Origin of the sequence: Herbaspirillum sp. 1173 (assembly GCF_031455335.1) — a bacterium.
Lineage (GTDB): Bacteria > Pseudomonadota > Gammaproteobacteria > Burkholderiales > Burkholderiaceae_D > Herbaspirillum > Herbaspirillum huttiense.
In genome coordinates this window covers 141,743-167,765 of sequence record NZ_JAVDSP010000008.1, presented here as the reverse complement: position 1 = coordinate 167,765, position 26,023 = coordinate 141,743, and the positions used below count along the sequence as shown (strand labels likewise).

Below are 26,023 nucleotides of genomic sequence, written 5' to 3'. Positions count from 1 at the left end.
ATGACCGATCAACCGACCCTGTTTGACCAAGCCCCGGCTGCGCCCGATGGCGAATCGCTGACGCTGTCCACCTTCGCCGAACGCGCCTATCTCGATTACGCGATCTCGGTGGTCAAGGGCCGCGCCCTGCCTGATGTCGCCGACGGCCAGAAGCCGGTACAGCGCCGCATCCTCTACGCGATGAACGAACTGTCGCTGAACTCGGCGGCCAAGCCGCGCAAGTCCGCCGCCGTGGTCGGCGACGTGCTGGGCAAGCTGCACCCGCACGGCGACCAGTCGGTGTATGACGCGCTGGTGCGCATGGCGCAGGATTTCTCGCTGCGCTATCCCCTCATCGACGGCCACGGCAACTTCGGTTCGCGCGATGGCGATGGCGCAGCGGCGATGCGCTATACCGAAGCCCGTCTGACCCCCATCAGCAAACTGCTGCTCGATGAAATCGACATGGGCACGGTGGACTTCCAGCCCAACTACGATGGCTCCACCGAAGAGCCCCGCCTCCTGCCGGCGCGCCTGCCCTTCCTGCTGTTGAACGGTGCCTCCGGCATTGCCGTGGGCATGGCCACTGAAATCCCCTCGCACAACCTGACCGAAGTGGCCAAGGCCGCCGTGGCGATGATCCGCAATCCCAAGATCACGCACGCCGAGCTGATGGAACTGATCCCCGGACCGGACTTCCCCGGTGGCGGCCAGATCATCACGCCCAAGTCGACCATCGCCGAGATGTACCAGAGCGGCCGTGGCAGCCTGAAGGTGCGTGCGCGCTGGAAGATCGAAGACCTGGCGCGCGGCCAGTGGCAGGCGGTCATCACCGAACTGCCGCCGGGTGTTTCCTCGCAGCGCGTGCTGGAAGAAATCGAAGAACTGACCAACCCCAAGCTGAAGCTGGGCAAGAAGTCACTGACGCCTGAACAGCAGGCGCAGAAAGCGGCCATCCTGGGCCTGCTCGATGCGGTGCGCGACGAGTCCGGCCGCGAAGCGCCGGTGCGCCTGGTGTTCGAGCCCAAGTCCAAGAACCAGGACCAGACCGAGTTCATGAACACGCTGCTGGCGCAGACCTCGCTGGAGACCAGTGCCTCGCTGAACCTGGTGATGATCGGCGGCGATGGCCGTCCGCGCCAGAAGAACCTGACCGACATCCTCACCGAGTGGATCAGCTTCCGCTTCGAGACGGTGACGCGCCGCACGCAGTTCCGCATGCAGAAGGTCAACGACCGCATCCACATCTTGGAAGGCCGGGAAGCGGTGCTGTTGAACATCGACAAGGTCATCAAGATCATCCGCGAATCGGACGAACCGAAGCCGGCCCTGATGGACGCCTTCAAGCTCTCCGACCGCCAGGCCGAAGACATCCTGGAAATCCGCCTGCGCCAGTTGGCGCGACTGGAAGCCATCAAGATCCAGCAGGAGCTGGCCGAACTGCGCAACGAGAAGACCACGCTGCAGGACCTGCTGGACAATCCGTCCTCGATGAAGCGTCTGGTCATCAAGGAAATCGAAGGCGACGCCAAGACCTACGGCGATGCCCGCCGCACCATCATCGAAGAAGCCGAGCGCGCCACCTTCGAGCAGAAGGTGATCGATGAGCCGGTGACGGTGATCATTTCGCAGAAGGGCTGGGTGCGCGCGCGCACCGGCCATGGCCACGATGCGACGCAGTTCACCTTCAAGGCCGGTGACAGCCTGTATGGCGCGTTTGAATGCCGCACCGTGGACAACCTGCTGGCCTTCGGCTCCAACGGCCGGGTCTACACGATTGCGGTGAACGCGCTGCCCAACGCGCGCGGCGATGGTGTGCCTGTGACCACGCTGATCGAACTGGCCAGCGGCAGCAGCATCCAGCATTACTTTGCCGGTCCGGCCGATACCACGCTGTTGCTGGCCTCTGATGCGGCAGCTGGTTTCATTGCCAAGGCGTCCGACATGTTTGGCCGCGTCAAGGGCGGCAAGAGCTTCTTCACGCTCGATGAAGGTGCGCTGCCGCTGGCACCGACGCCGGTGGCGGCCGATGCCAGCGCCGTCGCCTGCGTCTCAGCCAATGGCCGCCTGCTGGTGTTTGGCCTCGATGAGATGAAGACGCTGTCTTCCGGTGGCCGTGGCGTGAATCTGATGGAACTGGAAAAGAACGAGAAGCTGGTCGCCGCCCAGGCCATCAGCCAGAAGGGTGTCGTGGTCCATGGCACCGGCAACATGAGCAAGCCCAAGGAGATTGCCTTGAGCGGCGAGAAGCTGCTGGCGCACGTGGGCAAGCGCGCACGCAAGGGCCGCGTGCTGGAATCGCGCATCAAGGCGACGGGGTTGCGTTCGCAGGGTTGATACCCGGTTTCTTTTTGCGGTGAAGTCGCCCCCTGCGCAGTTTGGCAGGGGGCGATTTTTTTGATGGCTTGCACAACTGATTGCTTCGTGGGCAAGGGGTGGTCGAAGCATTTCGAATGCGGGGTGGAGTTTTGGGTGTTGGCGTGGAAGAGCCAACGCCTGCTGGGGAGAATGCGCGCTCATTGTTGAAAGTGAGGAGCGTGCAAGATGAGAAACATCCCAGTGAAAGACAGAATCCCGGACAAATCCAAGAGCCTCGTGGCTCGATTACGCTACATCTTTCCCCACCGCGTCCATACATTTGCGGCCCACCGACCTCAGATGAGTGAGGCGTAATGGCACGTCCGATGAACTATCTCCTTGCAGCGGCCATAGTGCTGTTGCTCTCCTACGGCACCCTGCGCAAATACAGCACACTGATACGCCCACACTATCCACCTATCTCCATCGCCCTTAATCCTGCAGGCACGTGTGCTCTGACTGAATACAATTTCCGGGGAGGCGAGCGCTGGTACTGGACTGACCCATATCGCTGGTTCCTTCTGGCGTCCGGGGATGCGTTTTATACGATTACCGATCTGCGTACAGGCAAGATCATCCGGGACTCCACCACTCAAATCGTCCCCGGTCTGGAAGCCAACTCGCTGGTGGCGGTGGCCATGGGAGCCGACGTCTTCTATTGGTCTGCGGATGGCACCAAAGCAAATTTCCCGGGCGGCAGGGCCGAGGATTATTTTCACGAATGGACTGATATCAAGGAGTGCGCCGGCGAGAGAGCTGAATCAGAGTATGCCAACCTGACTTGCGACGTCGACACTGCCTCGCCGCGCTGTAAGGCTTTAAGAGACGCGCTTTGAAAATGAAGAGTTGCTTTGCGCTTCCATTTCTAAGCCTCGTGGGCATTGCAGGCGGAACTGCAGCGGGAGCGCTCAATACCGCCTTCATCACGAATTGCGGAGAAAGTTGCCCGGACGACCCGCTGCTGTGGGCGCTGGGATGTTCCATCACATTTCCCCTTATCGGCCATCTTCTGCTCAAAAAGACACGGCAAACGGTCGCCAATACCATGCTGGTTGCCGTGGCACTGGCAGCCACCGTCCTGCTACCGGCCCTCGCGATGTATGCCTGCAGCCTTCATGAGAAATATTGGAGACTGCATGGCAAGCAGGTTTTCCCGGATATCGAATACAGCCTCATGGTGATTTCAGAGGACCCACTCCCCACACTGGGCATCGCCGAGGCTGAACGCTGTGTCATCAACAATGACCTGCGTTGTGGCGAAAACCCGCAAGTGATTCCAGCCCTGTGCCAAAGCGGATTCGTATCACTGCCACGGAAACATTGGTCCTCTTTCAAGCGACTCCCGAACGAAGATCTGCAAGGCCCCGCGCCTGCCAATGATGACCGGAAATATTATTTAAATGATTTATGCCAGCAACAGGCGACATCAGTGAGTCAACCATGAACAAGATCAAGGCTGCGGTCTCTCACCACGAGCGTGAAATCGCCGAACTGCGCGCGAACCCTGTACTGGCCATCGAGTACCTGAAGGCCGCTGTGGAGTCACTGGACAGTCCGGATGACCTCCCTGCCGCGTTGCTGGCACTGCGCGCCATCAGCGAAGCCTATGGTGATGCCGGCTCTTGAAAACTCGTCACCCAATCGCCACCGACACCCGATACACCAACACCCCCAGCAATCCAAACGCCCCCGCCAGCATGCAATAAGGTGCCCAGCGTTGCGCGCGTTGGCCGTAGCCGATCAGCAGCAGCGCAATGCTGATGAGCGGTATCCAGGTTGAGGGGCTGTTGAAGTCCATGATGATTGCTCCCGGTTGATTGCATCGCTAGTCATGTGGGCAGCGCATCGGCGCGCACCCTCCTCCATCACGCCATCTGGCTGATGGTCTTTCTGAACCGGCCCAGTGCAGCTACAAACAGGACCAGGCCAATTGCCAGGATGGCCAGCAGTTGCGGCCAGATCACTTCCAGGCCAGCGCCCCGGTACAGTATGGCTTGCCCCGCCGCTACAAAATGTGTCGTCGGGGCGGCCAGCATGATGTCCTGTACCGGTACAGGCATGCTCTCGCGCGGCGTGGAGCCGCCCGACAGCAATTGCAGCGGCAACAGCACCAGTACGGTGAGCATCCCGAACTGCGGCATCGAACGCGCCAGCGTGGCCATGAAGATGCCCATCGAGGTAGTGGCAAACAGATGCAGCACCGTCACCAGCATGAACAGCGCCAGCGAGCCCTCGATGGGCACCTGCAAGGCGCCCCGCACGATCAGCAGCAAAGACATCAAGGCCGCCAGTGCCACGACCGAACCCATGGCCCACACCTTGGCCAGCATGATCTCGGCCGGACTCACCGGCATCACCAGCAGGTGTTCGATGGTGCCGTGCTCGCGCTCGCGGATGAGCGCCGCCCCCGTCAGGATGATGGAGAGCATGGTGACGTTGTTGATGATCTCCATGAGCGATCCGAACCAGGATTGCTCCAGGTTGGGATTGAAGCGCATGCGCAAGGCCAGTCCCACCGGCGCATCGCCAGCGGCCTCGCTACGCCGCACGAATTGCGTGATCTCGTTGCTGACCATCTGCTGGATGTAGCTGTTGCCGGTGAAGGCCTGGCTCATGCGCGTGGCATCCACGTTCAGCTGGACCGCTGGCGCGCGTCCGGACAGCACGTCACGCTGGAAATCTGCCGGGATGTCCAAGACGAAGGTGTAGTCTCCTGCATCGAGCCCGGCATCGGCCTCGCGCCCTGTCACCAGTCGGGCCACCTTGAAATGCGGGGGATAGAACAAGGACGCAATGCGTGCCGACAGCGGCGAGCCATCGTTGTCGACGATGGCGATGGCCGCATTGTGCAAACTTTCCGGCATGGCCGTGGCGGCGACATAGATGGAGAGCGTGAAGGTGTAGGCGATCAGCACCAGCATGGCCGGATCGCGCAGCAGGCTCCACAGCTCCTTGACGCCAAGACGAAAAATGTTGGACAGGCTGGCAGGCGCGCGGCGCATCTCATTGCTCCTGCTTCTTCAGCAGCCACACCGACAACCCCAGGATCACGGGGGCCGCCAGCACCAGCGGCCAGAACGAGGCCCCCAGGTCACCCACCGCCAGCGCCTTGCTGAACACGCCACGGCTGATGGTGAGGAAGTGCGTGGCCGGATAGACCTGTCCGATCAGCGCACCCATGCCTTCGAGCGAAGAGACCGGATTCAACAGTCCGGCGAACTGCACGCACGGAATGATGGTGCCGATCATGGTCACGAAGAGGGCCGCAATCTGGCTGCGCGTAAAGGTCGAGGCAAGCAGCCCGAAGCCGGTCGAGCAGATGATGAACACCAGCGCTGCCAGTGTCAGCGTGAAGAGGCTACCCTTGACCGGCACCCCGAACACGGTCACGGCCAGCAGGGTCAACATGGCGAAATTGAGCATGCCCAGCACCAGATACGGCAGCTGCTTGCCCAGCAGGAATTCAGTGCGCGTAACCGGCGTGACGTAGAGGTTGAGGATGGAGCCCAGCTCCTTCTCGCGCACCACCGACAGTGCCGTCAGCATGGCCGGGATCATCATCAGCAGCAGCGGGATGATGGCCGGCACCATGGCCGGGAGGCTCTTGACGTCAGGGTTGTAGCGATAGCGCGTCTCGATGGTGGCCGGCTGCGCCAGGCGCTGGCCCAGCCGGTGCGTAGCCATGTCGGCCAGCCACAGCTGATGCATGCCCTGCACATAGCCGCGCACGGTCTCGGCGCGCGTGGGCATGGCACCATCGACCCAGGCCCCTACTTCCACCGGCTTGCCGCGTGCGATGTCACGGGCGAAGCCGGGCGGGATTTCAATGGCCAGGGAGATCTCGCCGCTGCGCATGCGGCGGTCCAGGTCCTGGTAATCGCGGATGGGCGGCTGCTCGATGAAGTAGCGCGAACCCGACAGGTTCAGCGCATAGTTCTGGCTCAGGCCGGTCTGGTCGCGGTCGAGCACGGCGTAGCTGAGGTTTTCCACGTCGAGGTTGATGCCATAGCCGATGATGAACATCAGGATCACCGTGCCCAGCAAGGCGAGGGTGGCGCGCACCGGGTCGCGCCGCAGTTCCAGGCTTTCGCGCTGGCTGTAGCTGAGGGCGCGGCCCAGGCTGGTGCGCAGGCGGCCATCGCCAGCTGGCGCGGGGTTCCGGGCCGATGTGACTTTTACTTCAGGCGCAGACGGCATTGCGCCCTTCCCGGCCGCTTCTTCCAGGTACCCAATGAAGGCTTGTTCCAAAGTCGCCGACCCGCGCTGGCGGATCAGTTCCTCCGGCGTGGCGCTGACCAGCACGCGCCCGGCGTGCATGAGCGAAATGCGGTCGCAGCGCTGGGCCTCGTTCATGAAATGGGTGGAGATGAATATCGTCACCTGGTCGCGCCGCGCGAGATCGATCATCAATTGCCAGAACAGGTCGCGCGCGATCGGGTCCACGCCCGAAGTCGGTTCATCCAGGATCAGCAGCTCCGGCTTGTGCACCATCGCCACGGCCAGCGAGAGCCGCTGGCGGATGCCCAGCGGCAGGCTCTCGGGCAGGCTGTCCATCACCTCCTGCAGGCCGAAGCGCTGCGCCATCTCGTCGGTGCGCGCCGCGATCTGCTCCTGCGGCACGCGATACAGCCGCGCATGCAGCACCAGATTCTGGCGCACGCTCAATTCGCCATACAGCGAAAAGGCCTGCGACATGTAGCCCACACGCGCCCGCGTAGCCATATCGCGCGGATCGACGGCCTGGCCGAACAGCCAGGCCTGGCCTTCACTGGCAGGCAGGAGGCCGGTCAGCATCTTCATGGTGGTGGATTTGCCGCAGCCGTTGGAGCCCAGGAATCCGAAGATCTCGCCGCGCCGGATGCGGAAGTCCACATGGTCCACCGCCACAAAATCGCCGAAGCGCATGGTCAGTCCGCGCGCTTCGATGGCGATCTCGGCTTGCCGCGCCGGATCCAGCGGTGTCACCTGCACGGGCTGGTGGCCGCGCCGTTTATCGGGTGGCAGCAAGGCGATGAAGGCCTCTTCCAGTGCCGCCGTGCCGGTACGCGCATGCAGCTCGGCAGGCGTGCCGGTGGCCAGGATCTGGCCGTCATCCATGGCCACCAAAAAATCGAAGCGGTCGGCTTCTTCCATGTAGGCCGTGGCCACGATGACGCTCATGCCGGGCCGCTGCTGGCGTATGTGCGCGATGAGGTCCCAGAACTGCGCACGCGAGAGCGGATCGACGCCGGTGGTGGGTTCGTCCAGGATCAGCAGGTCAGGGTCGTGGATCAGCGAACAGCACAACCCCAGCTTCTGCTTCATGCCGCCGGAGAGCTTGCCCGCCGGCCGCGCCAGGAAAGGCGACAGGCCGGTGCCGGCGGTGAGCGTATCGATGCGCTGGCGACGCTCCTGCGCGGACTGGCCGAACAGGCGGCCAAAGAATTGCAGGTTCTCCTCCACCGACAGCGTCGGATACAGATTCTTGCCCAGACCCTGCGGCATGTAGGCAATGCGCGGGCAGACCGCTTCACGATGTGCGGCGCGGCGCATGTCGCCACCGAGGACCTCCACGTCCCCTTCCTGCAGGGCGCGTGCACCGGCCACCAGCGAGAGCAGGCTGGATTTGCCCACGCCATCGGGCCCGATCAGGCCGACCATGCAGCCGGCCGGAATCTCCAGCGAGATCGCCTGCAAGGCCGGCTTCTGGCCATAGCGCAGCGACACGCCCGACAGGCGCGCCACCATGCTCTGGCCAAGGCTCTCTGTCATTGCGGGACCTTCACCGCCAGCGTGGCGGGCCAGTCACGCGCATGGTCGGTCCGCACCCAGGCCACGCCGGGCAAGCCGGTCTTGACCAGGGTCAGGTGCTGGCGCAGCAGCGCCGGATCGATCTGCGCCTTGACGCGAAACATCAGCTTCTGCCGCTCGCTGGCGGTCTCTACCGTCTTGGGCGTGAACTGCGCAGTGCTGGCCACGAATGAAATACGCGCCGGGATCACGTATTGCGGGGCGGCGTCCAGCACGATGCGTGCCTCGCCGCCCAGCGCCAGCTTGCCGGCGACGGTCTCGGGAACGAAGAAGGTCATGTAGACATCGCTCAAGTCCACCAGGTTGAGCAGCTTGCCGCCCCCGCCCAGTACTTCGCCCGGCTGGGCGATGCGGTATTGCACGCGCCCGGCGCGCGGGGCCACGAGCGTGCTGTCGTCGATGTCGACCTTGATGCGCTGGACCGTGGCCACGGCAGCGGTGACCGTGGCGCGCGCGCCGCTGACCTGGGTGCGGGCGGCAGCGACGGCGGCCTGGGCGGCGGTCACTTGTGCCTTGGCCGCGGTGACGGCCGCTTCCATGCTCAGCACGCGGGCACGGTCGTCGTCCACTTCCTGCAGCGAGGAGGCGCCTTCCTTGACCAGCACCTCCGAGCGCGCCAGGCGGCGCCCTGCCGCATCCAGCTCGCTGGCGCGCTGCGCGGCCTGGGCCAGCGCGGCCTGATGATCGCTCTCGCGCACGGCCACCTGGGCCTCGGCACTGGCCACGGCCGAGACCGATTGCTGCTGGCGCGCCTGGGCCTCGTCGCGCTGGGCTTCCAGCGACAGTACCTGCATGCGGGCCAGCGGCTGGCCGGCGCTGACGAAGTCGCCTTCATTGACGAGGATGGCATCGACCCGGCCACCCAGCTTGGTGGCCACATCCACTTCGGTGGCTTCGATGCGGCCGTTGCCGCTGGCGAATCCCTCGCCGGGGCCGCTGTGGTGCAGGCGCAGCCAGGCATAGGCCGCACCGCCGGCGAGGAGCACGGCCAGCGCGGCGGCCAGCAGGGGTTTCTTGGCGTGAGGGAGCGTCATGGTCGGGGTCCGGAAGAAAGGGGGAAAGCCGCAGGCGCATTGCTGTCGCCACCCAGCGCCGCATACAGCGCCACCGATGACGACAGCAGCGCGCGCCGGATCTGCACCCGCTGCTGGCGTGCGCTGAGCAGGTCGCGCTGGGCATCGAGCACGTCGAGGAAAGGCGCAGCGCCGTTGTCATAGCGCAGCGTGGACAGGCGCGCCCGCTCGGTCTGCACTTGCACAGCCGTCTCGGCAATGGCCAGCTGGCGGGTCAGCCACTGGCGCGCGGCCAGCGCATCGGCGACGTCGCGGAAGGCGGACTGGATGGTTTTTTCGTAATTGGCCACGGCCAGGTCGCGCCGCACTTCGGCCAGGTTCAGGTTGTTGCGCAGGCGGCCTGCCGTGAAGATCGGCAGCGACAGGCTGGGCGAGAAACTCCAGGCATGGCTGCCATCGCGGAACAATCCGCTCAGTTCAGCGCTGGCCGTGCCGAGGTTGCCCGTGAGCGAAATGCCGGGAAAGAAGGCCGCGCGTGCCGCACCAATGTTGGCATTGGCCGCTTGCAGGCGATGTTCGGCAGCGGCCACGTCGGGGCGGCGGGTCAGCAGCAGCGAGGGCGTGCCGGGCGGCAGCTCCGGGAACGCAGACTCCAGTGCCGGCCGCGCCTGGCCGACTGGCAGCTCCAGCGGCGAACCGACCAGCAGCGTGAGTGCATTCAGACGTTGTGCGCGTTGCTGCTCCAGCTGTGCGCCCAAGGCCTGGGCTTGCGTGAGCAGGGTTTCGATCTGGGTCAGGTTCAGACGCGAGGTGGCCCCGACCTCGACCCGGCGCGCAAAGATGCGATAGCTCTCCTGCCGGCTGGCGATGGTGTCGCGGGCGATGGCCAGGCGTTCGTCGATCTCGGCCAGTTCCAGCCAGGCATCAGCCACCTGGGCCACCAGGCTCAGGGCCGCGGCACGGCGGGTGGCTTCGCTGGCCAGCGCGGTTTGCAGCGCGGCGTCATCCAGGCTGCGCAGGCGGCCCCACAGGTCCAGCTCCCAGGTGCTCAGGCCCACGCCGGCCTGATAGGCGCTGCCGACCAGCGGGCGTCCGGTCAGGTTGAGGTCGGCCGGAGTGCGCGAGCGATCCAGGCCTGCCTGTGCGCCAACGGTGGGAAACAGGTCGGCGCGCTGGATGCCGTAGAGCGCCCTCGCCTCCTCGACCCGCAAGGCCGCTGCCCGCAGGTCGCGGTTGTTGGCCAGAGCCTGGGTAATGAGGGCTTGCAGTTGCGGATCGCGGAACCAGGCTTGCCAGCCGAGTGCCGGTGCGGCTTCACCCGCGCCATCGGCCTGCTGCGGATAGTGCGCCGCCACCGGTGCAGCGGGCCGCTGGTAATCCGGCGCCATCGACTGGCAGGCCACCAGCAGGAGCGGCAAGGCAGCCAGCAAGGGACGGATTCGCAGAGAGGGTTCGCACATCGTGATTCTCGGCATCGGCAGGAAATGGAGCGACGGAAAGCTTCGTCAAAAGCTTCATCTGGAGTGACCACATTATGAAGAGCCCTGCTGGAAACCCGATTGATGTACGTCAGGTTACTGACTGATGAGTCGGTAATTTATGAAGGATGTGACGAGGGGAGGCCTGAGGGAAGGCGTCTGCGGGGGGAAGTGCAAAAAGTGCGAAAAATGCGGAAAGACGCGCCGGGCAGCGTGCTTTATTGCGCCACGCCGACCTGGTCGACGTAATGGCGCACTTCGGCGGCAACGGCGGTGAACAAGCTCTGCAATTCGGGCAGCTGCGGCTGGGCGCTTTGGGGCGGTTCGGCGCGGGACTGGGTTTCCACGCTCTTGAGCAGTTCGGTCAGCACGCCGGCCCCGACCAGGGCGGTCATACTTTTGAGGCTGTGTGCCTCGCGTTTGACCTGGGCTGCGTCATCGGCGCGGATGGCTTGCGCCAGCCGGTCGAAGGTGGCGGGGGCGCTCTGGGCGAAGGTGCCGAACATGTGGCGGCAGGCAGCGGCATCGCCACCCATGGCATCGAGCAAGGGTTCGGGGTTGATGTGCTGGTATCGGTGGTCGTTCACGCGTTTCTCCCTGTGGCCGACGCAATATACGCAAGATATTGCTCCTGTGCCAATTTGTTTTGAGCAGCTGGTCCGACGTACGGGCGTGCCGGGTCGTGAGCGGTGACTGAAGTACGGTGAAGTGTGTAACGTAACCAAGCAGGTAACTGTCGTCAATCACAACCGTGGTGACGCACGCAAAAAACCGCCCGGTGAGACGGGCGGTTGATGGAAGTGCGGCCCTGCAGACGAAGGCCGCACCCTGCTGCAGTGAAGCGATCAGGCAGCGCGTTCCAGGCGCTGGACGTTGCTGTCCTCGGCGGCACCGATTTCGATCTTGCGCGGCTTCAGCGCTTCGGGGATTTCACGGACCAGCTCGATGTTGAGCAGGCCGTTTTCCAGATTGGCACCGACCACCTTGATGTGGTTGGCCAGCTGGAAGCGCTGTTCGAAGTCACGGGCGGCGATGCCACGGTGCAGGAAGTTGACCTGCTTGTCTTCCTTCTGCTTGCGGCCGGTGATCTTGAGGGTTTCGTTTTCGGTCTCGATGTCGATTTCGCTGCGGGCGAAACCGGCCACGGCCATGGTGATCCGGTATTTGTCCTCGGCCACCAGTTCAATGTTGTACGGCGGATAGCTGGGCTGATCAGCGCGCTGGGCGTTGTCGAACATCTGGGCCAGGCGATCGAAGCCGATAGCGGTACGGTACAGGGGGGAGAGATCAAAAGTACGCATAAAAATATCCTTTCAGTTAAGCGATGTTTTCGTCGCAGACCTCAACGTCGAGCATCTGCTGGTACCGATCTAGGGATGGGGATTTTGGTTTTCAAGGGATTTTTTAGAAAAAATTTGAAGGTCCTACTCCCCCATGCCGTGCGCTTTTTCCTTAATGCAACCCTTCCCCGCTTTGTGTTAATCACGCTCACTCGCATGTTTGTTACCGGTCAGGATGATCAGGCCCTAGTGGTTAGTCCTGACGGAAAAGCTGAAGAGGGTCATGCACCTTGTGAAATGTAAATAATTTATCGATATGCGCTCTCCTCTTTTTCTATAAAAAAATAGGCATCGAGTTGAGGCATCTGTAATGGATCGGACTTTTCTTCAATCCACCCCAAATTCAGAGATGCGATCTTATCCGCCAACGAACGAGCATCCAGACACATAGGTACCACGTAGGGATAAGGAGACCTTCCGCGGTCCCACCAATCAAATCCGAAATAGCTGGCTTTGGGCACAACAGTAATTCCCGTTCCGAAATACCAGTCGACGGTGGCATTGCTAAAAACCTTGTACCACCTGCTGTCAGCATTAAGTGACGCAGGATATAGTTTTTCTGAATTCTGAATCGTCATATCAAAAATCTTTTCGATTTTTTCTTTCGACAGATCGTCAGCGGGTGTCCGCAACACTTGTATCAGTTTTTCTTGAATATCATCGGGGGTGAACGGAAATGGCGGCTTCCACGCCCCTTGTGCCCATATTTCTTCAGCACTAACTTCTGGCTGTTTTATCGGGAGTGGTGGCATCACTGCCAGCGCAGTTTGATTGCAGGTGATTAGGGCCGCAACAAAAGCTAACAATAAAAAATCAGCCCTCAATTTGCTGTTCATTTTTTCTCCCAGAAGGATGCGGCATCGTCCTGTCGCACATCTTCTCGCATTAGCCTGACGTTTTGCTGAACCTGTCTAAAAGGTCCGGCAAGATCAGGAAGCGCACCTCCTATTCAAAACAACCGACATAAAAAGGGGAACTTGATTGTCATCTATCAAGGCAATTCCAGAGATGCCATTCACTGCCGCCGTCACTTGGCTTTATCATCGGCATTTACTATGCGGTGCGACCGGTTGAGTGAGCTTCGTCGGTATTCAAATTCGTCGTGCCAATTCTTGAAGAAAACTTAAGGGCGCTTCCTTCAGCACACCGAGCGGATCGGATAGCCGCTGGGTCCAATAATGATACTTAAAAAAATGATGAACTTGGTCTCGATCATCTGCTTGCTAACTATCCCCGCACTGGCACAAGCGCAAATCAACATCGGCTTCTACAAGCAAGAAAAGAGCGGCCTGAGCATCTACACGACCGCCCCTCTGACGGCAATTCACAGGATTGCACTTTGTACCGATCCGTCTGATAACCCGTCAGCTTGCCATTGGCTCAAACCAAATGAGTTCAAGCAAGCTGAAGCAGTGGATGATGTCATGGCAGAGCAGACAGTGATGCACTACCGCATGAGCAGGCACATCAGTACTGGCATCAAGACAGCACTGGGCATCGCGATCATCAACGCTGAGCAGGTCAGGCGTTCGGCCAACAGCGGCTTCATCGCAATTGCTCAGCGCAAGCACTACAAGATTCTGATTTGTACGGGTGTTGAAGGAATCAACCTTGAGCTCCTCGATGGCCCGCGCAAGCTTCATAACCTGTATTTCTACCTCGGTTACGATACCCTTCCCACTTGTGAAAATACCGGGCCGGTCGACATCAAGGGCCAGTGAAGCGGAATATCAAATCACTACCAGACATTCAAGACGTGCTGAAAGCCTTCCTCGCCACAATCGCAACAACAGAAGATGCCTCATGGATTTTTTATGTTGTCGCTCTTATTCAGGTCTCTGTTGCAGTCCTTCATCTTGGCCAGCCCCTTGAAAACTGACGATCCAGCTCCACAACAACACTCTCTCGCTCGTTGCGCACCGCCTGCGCGCCCGCTGCCAGGCCCTCCATGACCGTAAAACGCAAGTCATGCAGCCCGATGGTCGCCAGCGCCACCTTCAGATAGGGCGTGAGGAAATCCGGCTGCCGTGCTGACACGCCGGTGAAGCGCCCGCCGGAGACCACCGCCACATGCACCGGCCGGTCACGCAGCAGGCCCGCTTTGCCATCCGGGGTGATGGCAAAGGTCCGGCGCACCCGCACCACGTGATCGATCCAGGCCTTCAGGACCGAGGGCGCGGTGTAGTTGTGCATGGGCGTGCCGATCACCACCTGGTCAGCCTGCTCCAGTTCTTCAATGAGACGGTCCGACAGGGCCAGCGTGCCCTGCCCCGCATCACTGCCGTCCAAGGCAAAGGGGGAGCCCAGCGCATCGGCATAGACAGCATCGACATGCCCGATGCCGCTGGCGTACAGGTCACGCAGGACGACCTCGGCCTGTGGATGCTGTGCGCCAAGGCGCTCGACGATCTGACGGGACAGCCACCAGGCATTCGAAGCCTCCTGCCGCGGCGAAGCAAGCAGATGCAGAATCTTCATGCGACAGCTCCGATAGCCTTGCCGAAGCGCAGTGAGCCCGTCAGCATGCCCTGGCGGAAATAGAAGCGCTGTGCCAGCGCATTGGCCATGCCGGTATCGAGCACCAGGCGGACACAGCCGGCCTGGGCAGCGACCTCCTCCATCGCAGCCAGCAGCCGTTCACCCCAGCGCTTGCCGCGCTCACTACCGGCCGCCACCAGATCATCGACGTAGAGGAAAGGACCATAGACCAGGTTCTCTTGAAAGCGGTAACCGGCGAGCGCAACGACCTTTCCCTGATCCCAGGCGGCCAGGATGCGGTAGCCCTGCGGGATGGCGCGGCCGATGCGCTGAAGGAACTCGTCACTGTCGCGCAGATGCGGCCGCAGTTCGTGCATCACGGGAAAGCAGGCCAGCTGGTCGGAGGCGGTATCGGCGTGGCGTAGCGCGTCGTCGGTGAGGCGCCAGTCGGGCGCAGGAGTGATTTCGGAAACTGGATCCATGGTAAAAGGGTCGATGCGATCAGAGTGGAAAGAGCTTCATCCTAATGAGCCGATGGCATAATCGGCAGATCCAAGAAATGACATTTCGACTGGTCCATGATTTCCCTGCCTCCCTCATCCTTGATCCGCCTCGACAGCAGCACCGGCGAAGCGTACTACCGCCAGATCTACGCACGCCTGCGCAGCGCCGTGGCTGACGGACTGCTGCGGCCGGGTGATCGCATTCCCTCGGCACGGGCACTGGCTGCGGAATTGGGATTGGCGCGCGGCACGGTGGAGGCCGCCTATTCGCTGCTGGCCGCCGAGGGCTACGTGGAAGCGCGCGGACAAGCCGGGACGGTCATTGCCGCCGGGGTCCGCCGGGTAGTGCAGGCAACGGCGGGGCCTGCGCGGACATCGCCCGTGGCGGCGCGCCATCCTCTCCTGCCGGAAGAGGGACAGGCCGAACCCAAAGGCCCGCGTCCCTTCCAGATGGGCATCCCGGCGCTGGACGCCTTTCCGCGCAAGATCTGGGCACGCCTGGCCGCACGCGCAGCGCGGGCCACGCAAGCCGCCGACATGCTCTATCCCTCCCCGGCCGGACTGATGGCGCTGCGAGCGGAAATTGCGCGCTACCTGCAGTTGTCACGCGGTATCGATTGCCGGGCCGAACAGGTCTTCGTCACCTCCGGCTATCGCGACAGCCTGAACCTGATCACCCGCACCCTCCTCCAGCCGGACGACAAGATCTGGGTGGAAGACCCCGGCTACGCCCCGACCGCCGCCCTGCTGCGCGAGGCCGGCATGCAGCTGGCCGGCATACCGGTAGACGGCGACGGCATGCAGGTCGAGTACGGACTGCGCCATGCAGCCCGCGCACGCGCCGCCGTGGTCACGCCAGCGCATCAGAGCCCGACTTGCGTGGCCCTGTCGCTGCCGCGCCGCCTGGCCTTGCTGGAATGGGCGGCGCGTGAACAGGCATGGATTGTGGAAGATGACTACGACGGCGAATACCGCTACGTCAGCCGGCCCTTGCCCGCACTCAAGAGCCTGGACCGCGAGGACCGCGTCCTCTATGCCGGCACCTTCAGCAAGGTGCTGTTCCCGGCCATTCGCCTGGCCTACCTGGTGGTGCCGCGTTCGCAGGTGGAGCGCTTCAGGCACAGTGCGCAGCTCTTCTCCGGTGCCGCTCCGGCGCTAACGCAGCATATCGTCGCCGACTTCATGGCCGAGGGGCATTTTGCCCGCCATATCCAGCGCATGCGGCGCCTATATGCCCAGCGCCGCACCATGGCCATCGCCGGTCTGGAAGGCGTGTTGCATTCCCATGTCCGGATCGATTCGCCGCCCGGCGGCATGCATCTGTTGTTGCGTCTGCAGGGCCGCCGCTCGGACCGGCTGCTGGCGGAAAAGATGCGCCAGCACGGCATGTTCAGCCGCGCCCTGTCGGAATGCCTGCTGGCACCGCGCCCCGGAGTGGCACCGATGATCATGCTCAGCTTCACCAACATCGACAGCCGCCGCCGTGCCGCCGAGCTGGCACGGCGCATCCTGCCCATGCTGGCACCGGCCTGACATGGACTAGTGCAAATCACCATTCTTGGCACTTATCGACTGGTCCATGCAGGTGCATGATGGCGACTCGTTTCCATCACATCCAGGAGCCAGTCCCCATGTCCGCCCGCATCGATCTCTACAAGAATGCCACCGCCGCCTACGACGGCCTGCTGGCCGTGAACCGTCATCTCAAGCAATGCAGCCTGCCCGCCGACCTGGTGGAGCTGGTGTTTTTGCGGGTGTCGCTGATCAACGGATGCGCCTACTGCATCGACAAGCATTCGCGTGACCTGCTCAGCAGCGGCATGCCGGTCGACAAGCTGGTGCTGGTCCCGGTCTGGCAGGAAGCCGGCGCGCTCTTTACCCCGCGCGAGCAGGCCGCGCTGGCCTGGGCCGAAGTGGTCACGCGCATCGACCAGACGGCCGCGCCGGATGCGGATTACCAGGCCGTGATCCAGCACTTCACCGCACAGGAGTACAGCGAACTGACCATCGCCATCGCGCTGATGAATGCCATGAACCGGCTGGCCATTCCCGGCCGCATGCAGCCACAGGCAGCGCGCACCTGAGACACCATGGACACCATGGCGGGCCTCAGACCGACTTCAAGGCCGCCACCAGCGTGCGCAGCGCACTCTGCAAGCGCGGCTCCTTGAGCCGGGCATGCAGCCTTACCTGGGCCAGCGGCAGCTTGGGCAAGCCCAGGCGCTCGCCCACGTCCACCGCGCCGGGCGGAGCGCTGCGGTGGAGCAGCGCCGACACCGCCAGACCCGCACTGACCGCCGCCCCCACCGCCAGAATGCCGCCACCGACGAAGACCTCCACCCACGGGATCCCCGCCGCATCGAGCCGCCGCAAGGACAGCTCGCGGATGCGGCAGGCCGAGGAAAACGTCGCCACCCGCAAGGCCGGACCGGCCCAGCATTGCGCATCGGGATGGGCGAACCAGCCGATGCGCTCTTCCATGACCAGCTTGCCGCCCTTGTCCTGCGGTTCGCGGCGCACGATGACGGCATCGAGCTCGCCGCGCTCATAGGCTGGCATCAGGTCATGCGAGGAACCCACGCGTACCTCCACCACCACGCCGGGATCGACCGCGTGGACCTGCGCCAGCGCACGCGGCAAGGTGGCGCCGGCCACGTGGTCGCTGATGCCGACCGAGAAGCGGACCGGCCCCTGGTCCAGTTGTTCCAGCGCGCGCTCATGCGCGGCCAGCAGGCTGCGTGCGGCCGGCAGGAACTGCTGCCCTTCGGCCGACAGGCGCACCTGGCGCGGCGTGCGTTCCAGCAGGCGACGGCCCAGCCGCTGCTCCAGCTTCTTGAGCTTGAAGCTGATGGCCGATTGCGTGCTGTCCAGCGCTTCGGCCGCACGGGTGAAGCTTTGCAGGTCGGCGGCCAGCACGAAAGCCTGGACGGCGTCCAGATCCAGCGGTTTATCCATGGTGAAGGGTCCTCACGGTCCGAAATCCATGATGATGAATTTAAATCATTGAAATCATCAATCAGTGGTTTTTCAAATGATTGCGCCAGCATAGCATGCAAGGCATGGAGTGAACGCGCTCCGCCATTTCCATCACCCGCAAGGAGAACATCATGCCCCTGGTCCGCATTTCCGTATTGCGCGGCAAGTCCCGCAACTATCGCCGCGCCATTGCCGACAACATCTACGAAGCCCTGCGCGAGAGTTTCAACGTCCCCGAGGAGGACCGCTTCATGGTCATCACCGAGCATGATCCGGAAGACCTGGTCTTCAGCCGCAGCTACATGGGCATGGCGCGTACGGATGACTTTGTGCTGATCCAGCTGACGGTCAGCAATACCCGCACCCAGGCGCAGAAGAATGCGCTCTACGCCGCCATCGTGGCGCGCCTGCAGCTGAACCCCGGCATCGGGCAGGATGACGTGATGATCAGCCTGGTCGAGGGCGACAAGGGCAACTGGTCATTCGGGCGCGGGCTGGCGCAGTACGTGATGTAGCATCGCCGGCCGCAGCGCCTGCAGGCCGCGCTGCGGCCTGCTAGGATGTCGCTCATCGTCATCACTGCGCGGCTACCGCGCCTCTTCCATGCCCCCTGCGACATCCTGCCTGCGGCAGCCTCTGCGACACCTCACCCGTGGCCTGGCGGTCGTGCTGCTGGCGGCCGGCCTGACTGCCTGCTCTTCCTCCAGCAAGTACTACGATCCCAACAAGAGCAATCGCACCGAGACGGGGTTTCGCAACAACTACCCGCAGCCCGAACGCGGTTCCCTCTTGAAATGGCAGTGGGAGCGCCTGACCCAGGGCCTGCCCAAGCCGCCCGAAAACAATTACCAGTTTCCCGTCGTCAAGCCCGACCTCGCCTGGCTCAAGAGCAACCACGGCAGTCCCAGCGTGACCTGGATCGGCCATGCCACTGCGCTGGTACAACTGGGCGGCAAGAACGTGCTGACCGATCCGATGTTCTCGCAGCGGGCCTCGCCCTTCTCCTTCATCGGACCGTCGCGCAAGGTGCCGCTGCCGGTACAGATCAGCGAGCTGCCGCATATCGACGTGGTGGTGATCTCGCACAACCACTACGACCATCTGGACCAGGCGAGCGTGGAGCAACTGAATCTTCAGGCGGGCGGGCCGCCGCTGTTCCTGGTGCCGCTGGGGGTGCGTGACTGGTTCCTGTCGCTGGGCATCACCAATGTGAAGGAAATGGACTGGTGGGACAAGACCGTGATGGACAACCTGGACATCTACTTCGTCCCGGCCACGCACTGGTCGGCGCGCGGCGTGTTCGACCGTTCAGAGACCTTGTGGGGTGGCTGGGTCATCCAGGCGGCGGCGCAGCAAGCGGGTGCCGAGCCCTTCTCGGTCTATTTTGCGGGGGATACCGGCTATTCGAAGGACTTCCGCGACATCGGCGAACGCTTCGGCCGATTCGATTTGGCGCTCATCCCCATCGGGGCCTATGCGCCGCGCTGGTTCATGCAGAACCAGCACGTGGACCCGGCCCAGGCCGTATTGATCCATGAGGACGTGCGGGCCAAGCGTTCAGTGGCCATTCATTGGGGGACCTTCGAGTTGGCCGACGATCCGCTCGACGAGCCGCCCAAGGAACTGGCCAAGGCCCTGCGTGAGGCGGGGCTGCCGCAGGAGCAGTTTGTTGCGCTCAAGCATGGGGAAACGCTCAAGCTGGATCAGTAAATCGGGAATGCATCAACAACAAGGCCCGCATCGTTTCCGATGCGGGCCTTGGGAAGCATGCGATAGCGAAAACGCGCTACGGCTGCAGTGCGAACCGGGCTGAACTGATTACAGCTTGGAAGCGATCAGCTTGCCCAAGCGCTCCACACCGGCGCGGATCTGCTCCGGCGGCACGGTCACGAAGGACAGGCGCAGCGTATTCTTCTGCGCCACGTTGGCGTAGAACGGTGCGCCGGGGACGAAGGCGACCTTCTCCTGTTCCACTGCTTCGTTCAGCAGCGCGCCGGCATCGAGGTGCTCGGGCAGCGTCACCCAGATGAACATGCCGCCTTCCGGCTTGCTCCAGCTGCAGCTGGCCGGGAAGTACTGTTGCAGCGCGTCCAGCATGGCCTGGCACTGGTCGCCATAGAGCTTGCGGATGGTCGGCACGTGCTGGTCCAGGAAACCATCCTTGATGGCTTCGTACACCACCATCTGGGTCAGCTGCGCAGTGTGCAGGTCGGTCGCTTGCTTGGCCTGCTCCATCTTCAGGATCAGCGGACGCGGCGCCACCACGTAGCCCAGGCGGATGCCGGGGGTCAGCACCTTGGAGAAGGAACCCATGTAGATCACGCCCGACGGATTCATCGACAGCATCTTGGGCAGCGGAGCATTCTGATAGCTCAGGGCACCGTAGGGATCATCCTCGATCAGCGGCAGGCCCAGGCGGGCACAGGTTTCCACCAGCTTGAAGCGGCGCTCGGTGGGCAGGGTGCGGCCGGTCGGGTTCTGGAAATTGGGCAGCGAATACAGCATGCGCGCGCCACCGGCGATGGCTTCGATGGTCTCGGGTTGCAGGCCGAATTCGTCGCTGGGCACCGACTCGAACTTGGCACCATACAGCGAGAAGGCCTGCAGTGCGCCCAGGTAGCTCGGGGTCTCGACCAGCACCTTGCTGCCTTCGTCGATCATGACCTTGCCCAGCAGGTCCAGGCCTTGCTGCGATCCGGAGACCATCAGCACCTGTTCGGCGGTGATCTGGGCGCCATTGGTGGACAGCGATGCCGCGATCCATTCACGCAGCGGCAGGTAGCCATCGGTGGGGCCATATTGCAGGGCCATCTTGCCTTGCTGGCTCAGCACGCGGTCGAAGGCGGTCTTCATGTGCTCGACCGGGAAGGTCAGCGGCGAGGGCAAGCCACCGGCGAAGGAGGTGATGTCGGGACGCATCGTCACCTTCAGGATTTCGCGGATGGCCGAGCTCTTCATGGCTTCGGCGCGCTGGGAGAACTGCCACTGCAGCGGTGCGGGATTTTCGAGTTTCATACGGGTCGTTCAGTCTGTGTTCGGTGTGTGAGGTCGTAGGGCCGGGCGGCTACTGTGGCCGCCACTGCCCTGTCATGCAAGGCGATCAGGCGATCTCGGCGATCATTTCGATTTCGACGCAAGCGCCCATGGGCAGCTGCGCCACGCCGAAGGCGGAACGGGCGTGCTTGCCGGCGTCGCCGAAGATTTCGCCGATCAGCTCGGAAGCGCCATTGGTCACCAGGTGGTGTTCGGTGAATTCGCCGGTCGAGTTGACCAGGCTCATCAGCTTGACGATGCGCTTGACGCGGGTCAGGTCGCCGCCACAGGCTGCCTGCAGGGTGGCAATCAGGTCCACCGCCACGGCGCGCGCGGCCAGCTTGGCGTCGTCGGTGCCGATGTCGCGTCCCAGCTGGCCGACCCATACCTTGCCATCCTTCTTGGCCAGGTGGCCGGAGAGGAAGACGGTATTGCCGGTTTGTGCATACATCACATAGGCTGCTGCCGGGGTGGCCACGGCGGGCAGTTCGATGTTCAGTGCTTTCAGCTTTTCATAGACGGACATGCGGTACTCCCTGTTGGACAGCGCCCGCTTGCGGCCAAAAGGCAAATGGCTCGCGCGTTGCGCGTTGACAAAATGTGAAAAAACAAGTGCTCGATTATCTCAAAAAACAGCCGCTTTAGCCCGACCCAGCTGAACTATTTCGGCTCGCAAACCCGGTCAGAGCTGCGTCAGCGGCTTGCCGCCCCCTGCCTGCGCGGCCTTCAGCGACGCACCGCCATGCGGCGGCCGATGGCCACCACCACGATCACGGCCAGGGCAAAGAGCATGTTGCTCGCATCCAGCGCCTCATGGGCAATCACCGCCGCGCCCAGCAGGCTCATGAAAGGTTGCAACAATTGCACCTGCCCCACCCGGGCGATGCCGCCCAGGGCCAGGCCCTTGTACCAGAAGAAAAAGCCGATGAACATCGAGAACAGCGATACGTAGGCAAAGGCCAGCCAGGCTGGCGACGAAGCGCTCACGCCGTACTGCCAGCCCAGCCACACCGACACCGGCAGCATCACCGGCAAGGCCACCACCAAGGCCCAGGCGATCACGTTCTGGCCGCCCATGGTCTGCGCCAGGCGTCCTCCTTCGGCATAGCCCATGGCCGCAGTGACCACGGCGGCAAAGAGCGCGAAATCAGCCAGATGGAAACTGCCGCCGCCTTCGCGCAGGGCAAAGGCGATCACGATGCCGGAGCCCGCCAGCGCGGCCAGCCAGAAACCCTTCGAAGGCCGCTCACCGAAGCGCAGCGCGCCGAACAGGGCCGTGGCCAGCGGCAGGAGGCCGACCACCACGGCACCATGGGCGGCCGGGACATAACGCATCGCAATCGAAGAAAACAGCGGGAAACCCACCACCACGCCCAGGGCAGTGATGATGAGGCCGCGCAATTGCTGCCGGGTCGGGCGCGGGGCCTTGATCCAGGCCAGCAGCGCCAGTGCGCAGACCCCTGCCACGACCGCGCGGCCGAACGCCACGAAGGCCGGGTTGAGCTCGGCCACCGCAATGCGCGTGAAGGGCAGCGTGAGGCTGAAGATGGCCACGCCGATCAGGCCCAGCCACATGCCGCGGCTTTCGTGACGGGCCGTGCCGGCGCCGGGCGCTGCTGCGGGGTGGCTGGTCTTGCTGCTGGCTTGCATGAAGGTCCCCTGAGGTCAAAACGCGTTATTGATATAAATGATTTCCATGTCCTGCCGCTGTTACAGCCAGATCGCCAGCGCCGAATAGAGTGTCAGCAGGATCATGACCGCCGCAAAGATCGCGCGCCACCGGGGCTGTTCGAGATAGCGCCGCAAGAGCGCACCGGCACCGGCCCACACCGACACGCAAGGCAGGTTGATGGCACAGAACACCGCACAGTAAATCAGGATGGCCAGCCATCCAGACTGCTTATGCAACAACGGCATGAAGGCCGAGGCGCCGGTGATGGCCATCACCCAGGCCTTGGGATTGGCGAACTGGAACATGGCGGCCGCCCAGAACGACATCGGCCGCACCGCCCGCTCACCCGCCCCGGAGACGGCCATGCGGCGCAACTGCCAGGCCAGGTAGAGCAGATAAGCGCAGCCCAGTGCCTTCAACAGCAGCACCACTTGCGGCACCGCCACCACCAGCTCGCCTATACCGAATGCGCATACGGCCAGCAGCACGCCGAAGCCGAAGGTGATGCCCAGCATGTGCGGCAGCGAGCGACGAAAGCCGAACCAGATGCCCGAGGAGGTCAGCATGATGTTGTTCGGCCCCGGCGTGATGGAGGAGACGAAGGCAAACGACATCAGCGGCAGCAAGGCTTCGATCATGCGTTTCTCCTTTGCGCAGCCTGCGCCAGCGACACCACCTGGGCCGGTGCCAGCAGTGCATCGGCAGCCGCAGCGGGGCGCGCCAGGATACCGGCAAAGACGTCATGGTCGACATTGCCGCCGGAGAGCGTGACGCCGATCTTCCTGCCGCGCAGCCGCGTGCGCAGCTGCAGGGCGGCCGCCAGCGCACAGGCCCCCGCGCCTTCAGCCACGTTGTGGGTGGCGATGAAGGCCAGCTTCATGGCATCCATCACTTCGTCATCGGTCACCGCGATGACCTCGTCGACCTCGGAAAGCATCACGTCCAGCGACGCCTGGTCCGGTACGCGACAGGCGACGCCATCGGCGATGCAGGTCGAGACCGGTGCCTCGATCTTGCGGCCCGCTTCGAACGAGAGCTTGTAGGCCAGCGCATGCGCCGAGACCACGCCGATGATGCGCGTCTTGAGCCCCAGTGCATTGCGGGCCGCGACCGCGCCACACATGCCCGAGCCCTGGCCGATGGGCACCAGCACCACGTCCAGCTCGGGCTGGGCGGCGAACAATTCCATCCAGTAGGTCGACACGCCCGCCACCAGGTCGCGATGGAAGGAAGGAATCATGTGCAGCTGCTGCTCGCGGGCCAAGCGCTGGGCGTGCTCGCGGCTATCCTGGAATTCACGGCCATGTTCGATCAGGTCCACGCCGAGTGCGCGCATGGCGGCGTTCTTCTCGCGGCTGTTGCCCTCGGGCACGACGATGGTGGCGGGAATGCCGAAGCGGCGCGCCGACAAACCGACCGACTGGCCGTGATTGCCGCGTGTGGCGGAAATGACGCCGGACAGTTGCGGCTGCTGCCGGGCCAGGTGATGCAGATAGACCATGCCGCCTCGCACCTTGAAGGCGCCGGTCGGTGCGTGATTCTCATGCTTGACCCACACCTCGGCACCCAGTGCCTGGTTCAGCAGCGGCCAGCACAGTTGCGGGGTCGGGGCCATGCCGGCATAGACGATGCCGGCCGCCTGCTCGATCTCGCCCAGGCCGGGCAACAGTTCGCTGGCAGTACGCGGGGCTTGGCTGGCTTGGATGGACAGGCTGGTCATGACAATGGTCTCCTCGAAAAGATGCGAAACAAGAGCACTGATCAACGTGTCACCCGGCACTTTGCCGCCAGGCCACTTACTCTTGCATTGGCTGACATCCTAGCCGACAATACCAGTACAGTACCTATACACTTTTCCAAATAGTTTCAAACATTGTCACGGTAAAATGACCAATACAGTCAAGCATCTGCGCAGCATCCCGGCCAAGACAGTTGCCGCCGACGCCGCCCTCCCCGGCTGGCCCATGCTGGTGCGCGAGAGCGGAGAATCGCTGGTGGACCAGATCGTGCGCGGCGTGCGCGCTCGCATCGACGACAAGCTCCTGCGCGGCGGGGCACGCATGCCCTCGATCCGGCAGTTTGCGGATGCCCACGAGATCTCGCGCTTTACCGTGGTGGAAGCCTTCGACCGGCTGGTGGCCCAGGGTTATCTGGAGTCACGCCGGGGCTCGGGCTTCTTCGTCAAGGAACGGGTGGCCGTCGCCAACGGTTACGGCAACCTGGCGGCCCAGGCCGAAGCGGTGGCCGAGGCCGAACGCGGGCTGGATGTGGTCTGGCTGGTGCGCAACATGTTCCGCCAGATGCCGCCGCACAAGATGCCCGGTGGCGGCCTGCTGCCGCCGGATTGGCTCGATGGCGAGCTGATCGCCAACGCCCTGCGCGCCATCAGCCGCGACAATCCTTCGCTGCTGCTGGGTTATGGCACGCCGCTGGGCTTCCTGCCGCTGCGCCAGCAATTGCAGCTGAAACTGGCCGAGCTGGAAATCGCCGCCGCGCCCGACCAGTTCGTGCTGACCACGGGCGTGACGCAAGCCATCGATACCGTGGCACGCCACTTCCTGCGGCCGGGCGACGTGATCTTCGTGGATGATCCGGCCTGGTTCCTGATGTTCGGCTCCTTTGCTGCACTGGGGGCCAAGATCGTCGGCATTCCGCGTCTGGCCGATGGCCCGGACATCGCCCAGCTGCGCGAACTGGCCGAGATCCACAAGCCCAAGCTGTACGTGATCAACTCGGTGCTGCACAACCCGACCTCGACCTCGCTGTCGGCCGCCAAGGCTTTCCAGGTGTTGCGCATCGCCGAGGAACATGACTTCATCATCGTCGAGGACGACATCTATTGCGACATGCATCCGGGTTCCGCGGTGCAGGCGGCCACCCGCATTGCGGCGCTGGACCAGCTGCAGCGGGTGATCTATCTGGGGGGATTTTCCAAGACGCTGTCGGCCAACCTGCGCGTGGGCTTCATCGCCACCTCGGCCGAACTGGCGCGCTGCCTGGCTGACCGCAAGCTGCTCTCGACGCTCACTACCGGAGAAATCGGTGAACGGGTGGCCTACCGGGTGCTCTCCGAAGGACATTACCGCAAGCATGCGGAACGCCTGCGCGCGCGCTTGAACGGTGCGCGCGACAAGGTCATGCGCCAGCTGGAACGCATGGGCATGGAAGTCGGTGATCCGCCGCCCTGCGGCATGTTCCTGTGGGTCGATACCGGGCGCGATACCAACGTCATGACCGAAGAAGCGATGGAACAGGGATTCCTGCTGGCACCGGGCAGCCTGTTCTCGCCTGCGCAACTGCCTTCCACCCGCATGCGCATCAACGTCGCCGGGATGTCGGACCCCGGCATCTGGCGCTTCCTGGAAAAGGCGATGGACCGCTGACCATCGCCCTGTTCCCGCAC

26 protein-coding genes are annotated in these 26,023 nt (G+C 63.2%); 10 read left to right on the top strand and 16 right to left on the bottom strand.

What is annotated here, in order from left to right:
• The 4 genes from parC to J2X56_RS22030 all read left to right on the top strand — a co-directional run bounded on the left by parC (window position 1) and on the right by J2X56_RS22030 (window position 3,963).
• Window positions 1–2,316 carry a DNA topoisomerase IV subunit A gene (gene parC / locus J2X56_RS22045; protein ID WP_209568355.1) on the top strand — a complete coding sequence of 772 codons (2,316 nt, stop codon included), beginning with the start codon at window positions 1–3 and terminating at the stop codon, window positions 2,314–2,316.
• A 347-nt stretch (window positions 2,317–2,663) separates the two neighbouring features.
• Complete coding sequence (locus J2X56_RS22040) at window positions 2,664–3,173, top strand: hypothetical protein (RefSeq protein ID WP_134040164.1); 510 nt, start codon at window positions 2,664–2,666, stop codon at window positions 3,171–3,173.
• The gene (locus J2X56_RS22035; protein WP_310162640.1) at window positions 3,170–3,781 is read left to right on the top strand and encodes a hypothetical protein; all 612 of its coding nucleotides are present in this window, start codon (window positions 3,170–3,172) and stop codon (window positions 3,779–3,781) included. The genes J2X56_RS22040 and J2X56_RS22035 overlap by 4 nt, the downstream gene beginning before the upstream one ends.
• Window positions 3,778–3,963 carry a hypothetical protein gene (locus J2X56_RS22030; RefSeq protein WP_252696282.1) on the top strand — a complete coding sequence of 62 codons (186 nt, stop codon included), beginning with the start codon at window positions 3,778–3,780 and terminating at the stop codon, window positions 3,961–3,963. Before J2X56_RS22035 ends, J2X56_RS22030 begins: the two co-directional genes overlap by 4 nt.
• Window positions 3,964–3,970: 7 nt before the next feature.
• Here the strand turns inward: J2X56_RS22030 and J2X56_RS22025 are convergent, their stop codons facing one another.
• From J2X56_RS22025 to J2X56_RS21990, 8 genes are all read right to left on the bottom strand, one after another.
• Window positions 3,971–4,135, bottom strand: coding sequence for a hypothetical protein (locus J2X56_RS22025; RefSeq protein ID WP_157845743.1), 165 nt, complete (start codon window positions 4,133–4,135; stop codon window positions 3,971–3,973).
• Window positions 4,136–4,202: 67 nt separating this feature from the next.
• Window positions 4,203–5,339, bottom strand: a complete 1,137-nt coding sequence (locus tag J2X56_RS22020; RefSeq protein ID WP_134135123.1) for an ABC transporter permease — start codon at window positions 5,337–5,339, stop codon at window positions 4,203–4,205.
• Window position 5,340: 1 nt separating this feature from the next.
• Window positions 5,341–8,088 carry a ribosome-associated ATPase/putative transporter RbbA gene (gene rbbA / locus J2X56_RS22015; RefSeq protein ID WP_310162632.1) on the bottom strand — a complete coding sequence of 916 codons (2,748 nt, stop codon included), beginning with the start codon at window positions 8,086–8,088 and terminating at the stop codon, window positions 5,341–5,343.
• Entirely contained in the window at window positions 8,085–9,161 is a 1,077-nt protein-coding gene (locus J2X56_RS22010; RefSeq protein ID WP_310162630.1) for an efflux RND transporter periplasmic adaptor subunit, read from the bottom strand. Before J2X56_RS22010 ends, rbbA begins: the two co-directional genes overlap by 4 nt.
• Complete coding sequence (locus J2X56_RS22005; protein WP_199725012.1) at window positions 9,158–10,600, bottom strand: efflux transporter outer membrane subunit; 1,443 nt, start codon at window positions 10,598–10,600, stop codon at window positions 9,158–9,160. Before J2X56_RS22005 ends, J2X56_RS22010 begins: the two co-directional genes overlap by 4 nt.
• 236 nt (window positions 10,601–10,836) lie before the next feature.
• Complete coding sequence (locus J2X56_RS22000) at window positions 10,837–11,205, bottom strand: Hpt domain-containing protein (RefSeq protein WP_134222026.1); 369 nt, start codon at window positions 11,203–11,205, stop codon at window positions 10,837–10,839.
• A 258-nt stretch (window positions 11,206–11,463) separates the two neighbouring features.
• Window positions 11,464–11,919, bottom strand: coding sequence for an Hsp20 family protein (locus J2X56_RS21995; RefSeq protein ID WP_034336500.1), 456 nt, complete (start codon window positions 11,917–11,919; stop codon window positions 11,464–11,466).
• A gap of 287 nt (window positions 11,920–12,206) precedes the next feature.
• Window positions 12,207–12,794, bottom strand: a complete 588-nt coding sequence (locus J2X56_RS21990; RefSeq protein ID WP_209568358.1) for a hypothetical protein — start codon at window positions 12,792–12,794, stop codon at window positions 12,207–12,209.
• Between the two features lie 357 nt (window positions 12,795–13,151).
• On the opposite strand from J2X56_RS21990, the gene J2X56_RS21985 reads away from it, so the two are divergent.
• Window positions 13,152–13,679 (top strand): hypothetical protein, encoded by a 528-nt coding sequence (locus tag J2X56_RS21985; RefSeq protein ID WP_209568360.1) that lies wholly within the window; start codon window positions 13,152–13,154, stop codon window positions 13,677–13,679.
• 130 nt (window positions 13,680–13,809) lie between these two features.
• Here J2X56_RS21985 and J2X56_RS21980 read toward each other — a convergent pair whose 3' ends face one another.
• Both J2X56_RS21980 and J2X56_RS21975 read right to left on the bottom strand, forming a co-directional pair.
• Window positions 13,810–14,436: an NAD(P)H-dependent oxidoreductase gene (locus tag J2X56_RS21980; RefSeq protein WP_310162624.1), complete on the bottom strand. Its 627-nt coding sequence runs from the start codon at window positions 14,434–14,436 to the stop codon at window positions 13,810–13,812.
• Window positions 14,433–14,918 (bottom strand): GNAT family N-acetyltransferase, encoded by a 486-nt coding sequence (locus J2X56_RS21975; RefSeq protein ID WP_209568365.1) that lies wholly within the window; start codon window positions 14,916–14,918, stop codon window positions 14,433–14,435. The genes J2X56_RS21980 and J2X56_RS21975 overlap by 4 nt, the downstream gene beginning before the upstream one ends.
• A gap of 96 nt (window positions 14,919–15,014) precedes the next feature.
• Between J2X56_RS21975 and J2X56_RS21970 the strand changes: the two genes are divergently transcribed.
• Both J2X56_RS21970 and J2X56_RS21965 read left to right on the top strand, forming a co-directional pair.
• Entirely contained in the window at window positions 15,015–16,472 is a 1,458-nt protein-coding gene (locus tag J2X56_RS21970) for a PLP-dependent aminotransferase family protein (RefSeq protein WP_209568367.1), read from the top strand.
• A 98-nt stretch (window positions 16,473–16,570) separates the two neighbouring features.
• The gene (locus J2X56_RS21965; protein WP_134135111.1) at window positions 16,571–17,023 is read left to right on the top strand and encodes a carboxymuconolactone decarboxylase family protein; all 453 of its coding nucleotides are present in this window, start codon (window positions 16,571–16,573) and stop codon (window positions 17,021–17,023) included.
• 25 nt (window positions 17,024–17,048) lie between these two features.
• Here the strand turns inward: J2X56_RS21965 and J2X56_RS21960 are convergent, their stop codons facing one another.
• Window positions 17,049–17,894 (bottom strand): LysR family transcriptional regulator, encoded by an 846-nt coding sequence (locus J2X56_RS21960; protein WP_121039292.1) that lies wholly within the window; start codon window positions 17,892–17,894, stop codon window positions 17,049–17,051.
• Window positions 17,895–18,046: 152 nt separating this feature from the next.
• Here J2X56_RS21960 and J2X56_RS21955 point away from each other — a divergent pair, with 152 nt between their 5' ends.
• Entirely contained in the window at window positions 18,047–18,430 is a 384-nt protein-coding gene (locus J2X56_RS21955) for a tautomerase family protein (RefSeq protein WP_310162617.1), read from the top strand.
• A gap of 88 nt (window positions 18,431–18,518) precedes the next feature.
• Window positions 18,519–19,625 (top strand): MBL fold metallo-hydrolase, encoded by a 1,107-nt coding sequence (locus tag J2X56_RS21950; protein ID WP_134135107.1) that lies wholly within the window; start codon window positions 18,519–18,521, stop codon window positions 19,623–19,625.
• A gap of 108 nt (window positions 19,626–19,733) precedes the next feature.
• On the opposite strand, the gene J2X56_RS21945 is transcribed toward J2X56_RS21950, so the two are convergent.
• The 5 genes from J2X56_RS21945 to J2X56_RS21925 form a co-directional block, all read right to left on the bottom strand.
• The gene (locus tag J2X56_RS21945; RefSeq protein WP_204725311.1) at window positions 19,734–20,930 is read right to left on the bottom strand and encodes a PLP-dependent aminotransferase family protein; all 1,197 of its coding nucleotides are present in this window, start codon (window positions 20,928–20,930) and stop codon (window positions 19,734–19,736) included.
• Window positions 20,931–21,015: 85 nt separating this feature from the next.
• On the bottom strand, window positions 21,016–21,474 hold the full coding sequence (locus J2X56_RS21940) for a RidA family protein (RefSeq protein WP_121039284.1): 459 nt from the start codon (window positions 21,472–21,474) through the stop codon (window positions 21,016–21,018).
• A gap of 200 nt (window positions 21,475–21,674) precedes the next feature.
• Window positions 21,675–22,598 (bottom strand): DMT family transporter, encoded by a 924-nt coding sequence (locus J2X56_RS21935; RefSeq protein ID WP_121039282.1) that lies wholly within the window; start codon window positions 22,596–22,598, stop codon window positions 21,675–21,677.
• Window positions 22,599–22,658: 60 nt separating this feature from the next.
• Window positions 22,659–23,258, bottom strand: coding sequence for a LysE family translocator (locus J2X56_RS21930; RefSeq protein WP_121039278.1), 600 nt, complete (start codon window positions 23,256–23,258; stop codon window positions 22,659–22,661).
• Window positions 23,255–24,340, bottom strand: a complete 1,086-nt coding sequence (locus J2X56_RS21925) for a threonine dehydratase (RefSeq protein ID WP_310162608.1) — start codon at window positions 24,338–24,340, stop codon at window positions 23,255–23,257. The genes J2X56_RS21930 and J2X56_RS21925 overlap by 4 nt, the downstream gene beginning before the upstream one ends.
• A gap of 166 nt (window positions 24,341–24,506) precedes the next feature.
• On the opposite strand from J2X56_RS21925, the gene J2X56_RS21920 reads away from it, so the two are divergent.
• Window positions 24,507–26,003: a PLP-dependent aminotransferase family protein gene (locus J2X56_RS21920; RefSeq protein WP_310162605.1), complete on the top strand. Its 1,497-nt coding sequence runs from the start codon at window positions 24,507–24,509 to the stop codon at window positions 26,001–26,003.
• Window positions 26,004–26,023 lie beyond the last annotated feature (20 nt).

Excerpts from the sequence above, each read along its gene's own strand:
- parC (WP_209568355.1), top strand. The coding sequence starts at position 1 with ATGACCGATCAACCGACCCTGTTTGACCAAGCCCCGGCTGCGCCCGAT.
- J2X56_RS22040 (WP_134040164.1), top strand. The coding sequence starts at position 2,664 with ATGAACTATCTCCTTGCAGCGGCCATAGTGCTGTTGCTCTCCTACGGC.
- J2X56_RS22030 (WP_252696282.1), top strand. The coding sequence starts at position 3,778 with ATGAACAAGATCAAGGCTGCGGTCTCTCACCACGAGCGTGAAATCGCC.
- J2X56_RS22025 (WP_157845743.1), bottom strand. The coding sequence starts at position 4,135 with ATGGACTTCAACAGCCCCTCAACCTGGATACCGCTCATCAGCATTGCG.
- J2X56_RS22020 (WP_134135123.1), bottom strand. The coding sequence starts at position 5,339 with ATGCGCCGCGCGCCTGCCAGCCTGTCCAACATTTTTCGTCTTGGCGTC.
- rbbA (WP_310162632.1), bottom strand. The coding sequence starts at position 8,088 with ATGACAGAGAGCCTTGGCCAGAGCATGGTGGCGCGCCTGTCGGGCGTG.
- J2X56_RS22010 (WP_310162630.1), bottom strand. The coding sequence starts at position 9,161 with ATGACGCTCCCTCACGCCAAGAAACCCCTGCTGGCCGCCGCGCTGGCC.
- J2X56_RS22005 (WP_199725012.1), bottom strand. The coding sequence starts at position 10,600 with ATGTGCGAACCCTCTCTGCGAATCCGTCCCTTGCTGGCTGCCTTGCCG.
- J2X56_RS21995 (WP_034336500.1), bottom strand. The coding sequence starts at position 11,919 with ATGCGTACTTTTGATCTCTCCCCCCTGTACCGTACCGCTATCGGCTTC.
- J2X56_RS21990 (WP_209568358.1), bottom strand. The coding sequence starts at position 12,794 with ATGAACAGCAAATTGAGGGCTGATTTTTTATTGTTAGCTTTTGTTGCG.
- J2X56_RS21985 (WP_209568360.1), top strand. The coding sequence starts at position 13,152 with ATGATGAACTTGGTCTCGATCATCTGCTTGCTAACTATCCCCGCACTG.
- J2X56_RS21980 (WP_310162624.1), bottom strand. The coding sequence starts at position 14,436 with ATGAAGATTCTGCATCTGCTTGCTTCGCCGCGGCAGGAGGCTTCGAAT.
- J2X56_RS21975 (WP_209568365.1), bottom strand. The coding sequence starts at position 14,918 with ATGGATCCAGTTTCCGAAATCACTCCTGCGCCCGACTGGCGCCTCACC.
- J2X56_RS21970 (WP_209568367.1), top strand. The coding sequence starts at position 15,015 with ATGATTTCCCTGCCTCCCTCATCCTTGATCCGCCTCGACAGCAGCACC.
- J2X56_RS21965 (WP_134135111.1), top strand. The coding sequence starts at position 16,571 with ATGTCCGCCCGCATCGATCTCTACAAGAATGCCACCGCCGCCTACGAC.
- J2X56_RS21960 (WP_121039292.1), bottom strand. The coding sequence starts at position 17,894 with ATGGATAAACCGCTGGATCTGGACGCCGTCCAGGCTTTCGTGCTGGCC.
- J2X56_RS21955 (WP_310162617.1), top strand. The coding sequence starts at position 18,047 with ATGCCCCTGGTCCGCATTTCCGTATTGCGCGGCAAGTCCCGCAACTAT.
- J2X56_RS21950 (WP_134135107.1), top strand. The coding sequence starts at position 18,519 with ATGCCCCCTGCGACATCCTGCCTGCGGCAGCCTCTGCGACACCTCACC.
- J2X56_RS21945 (WP_204725311.1), bottom strand. The coding sequence starts at position 20,930 with ATGAAACTCGAAAATCCCGCACCGCTGCAGTGGCAGTTCTCCCAGCGC.
- J2X56_RS21940 (WP_121039284.1), bottom strand. The coding sequence starts at position 21,474 with ATGTCCGTCTATGAAAAGCTGAAAGCACTGAACATCGAACTGCCCGCC.
- J2X56_RS21935 (WP_121039282.1), bottom strand. The coding sequence starts at position 22,598 with ATGCAAGCCAGCAGCAAGACCAGCCACCCCGCAGCAGCGCCCGGCGCC.
- J2X56_RS21930 (WP_121039278.1), bottom strand. The coding sequence starts at position 23,258 with ATGATCGAAGCCTTGCTGCCGCTGATGTCGTTTGCCTTCGTCTCCTCC.
- J2X56_RS21925 (WP_310162608.1), bottom strand. The coding sequence starts at position 24,340 with ATGACCAGCCTGTCCATCCAAGCCAGCCAAGCCCCGCGTACTGCCAGC.
- J2X56_RS21920 (WP_310162605.1), top strand. The coding sequence starts at position 24,507 with ATGACCAATACAGTCAAGCATCTGCGCAGCATCCCGGCCAAGACAGTT.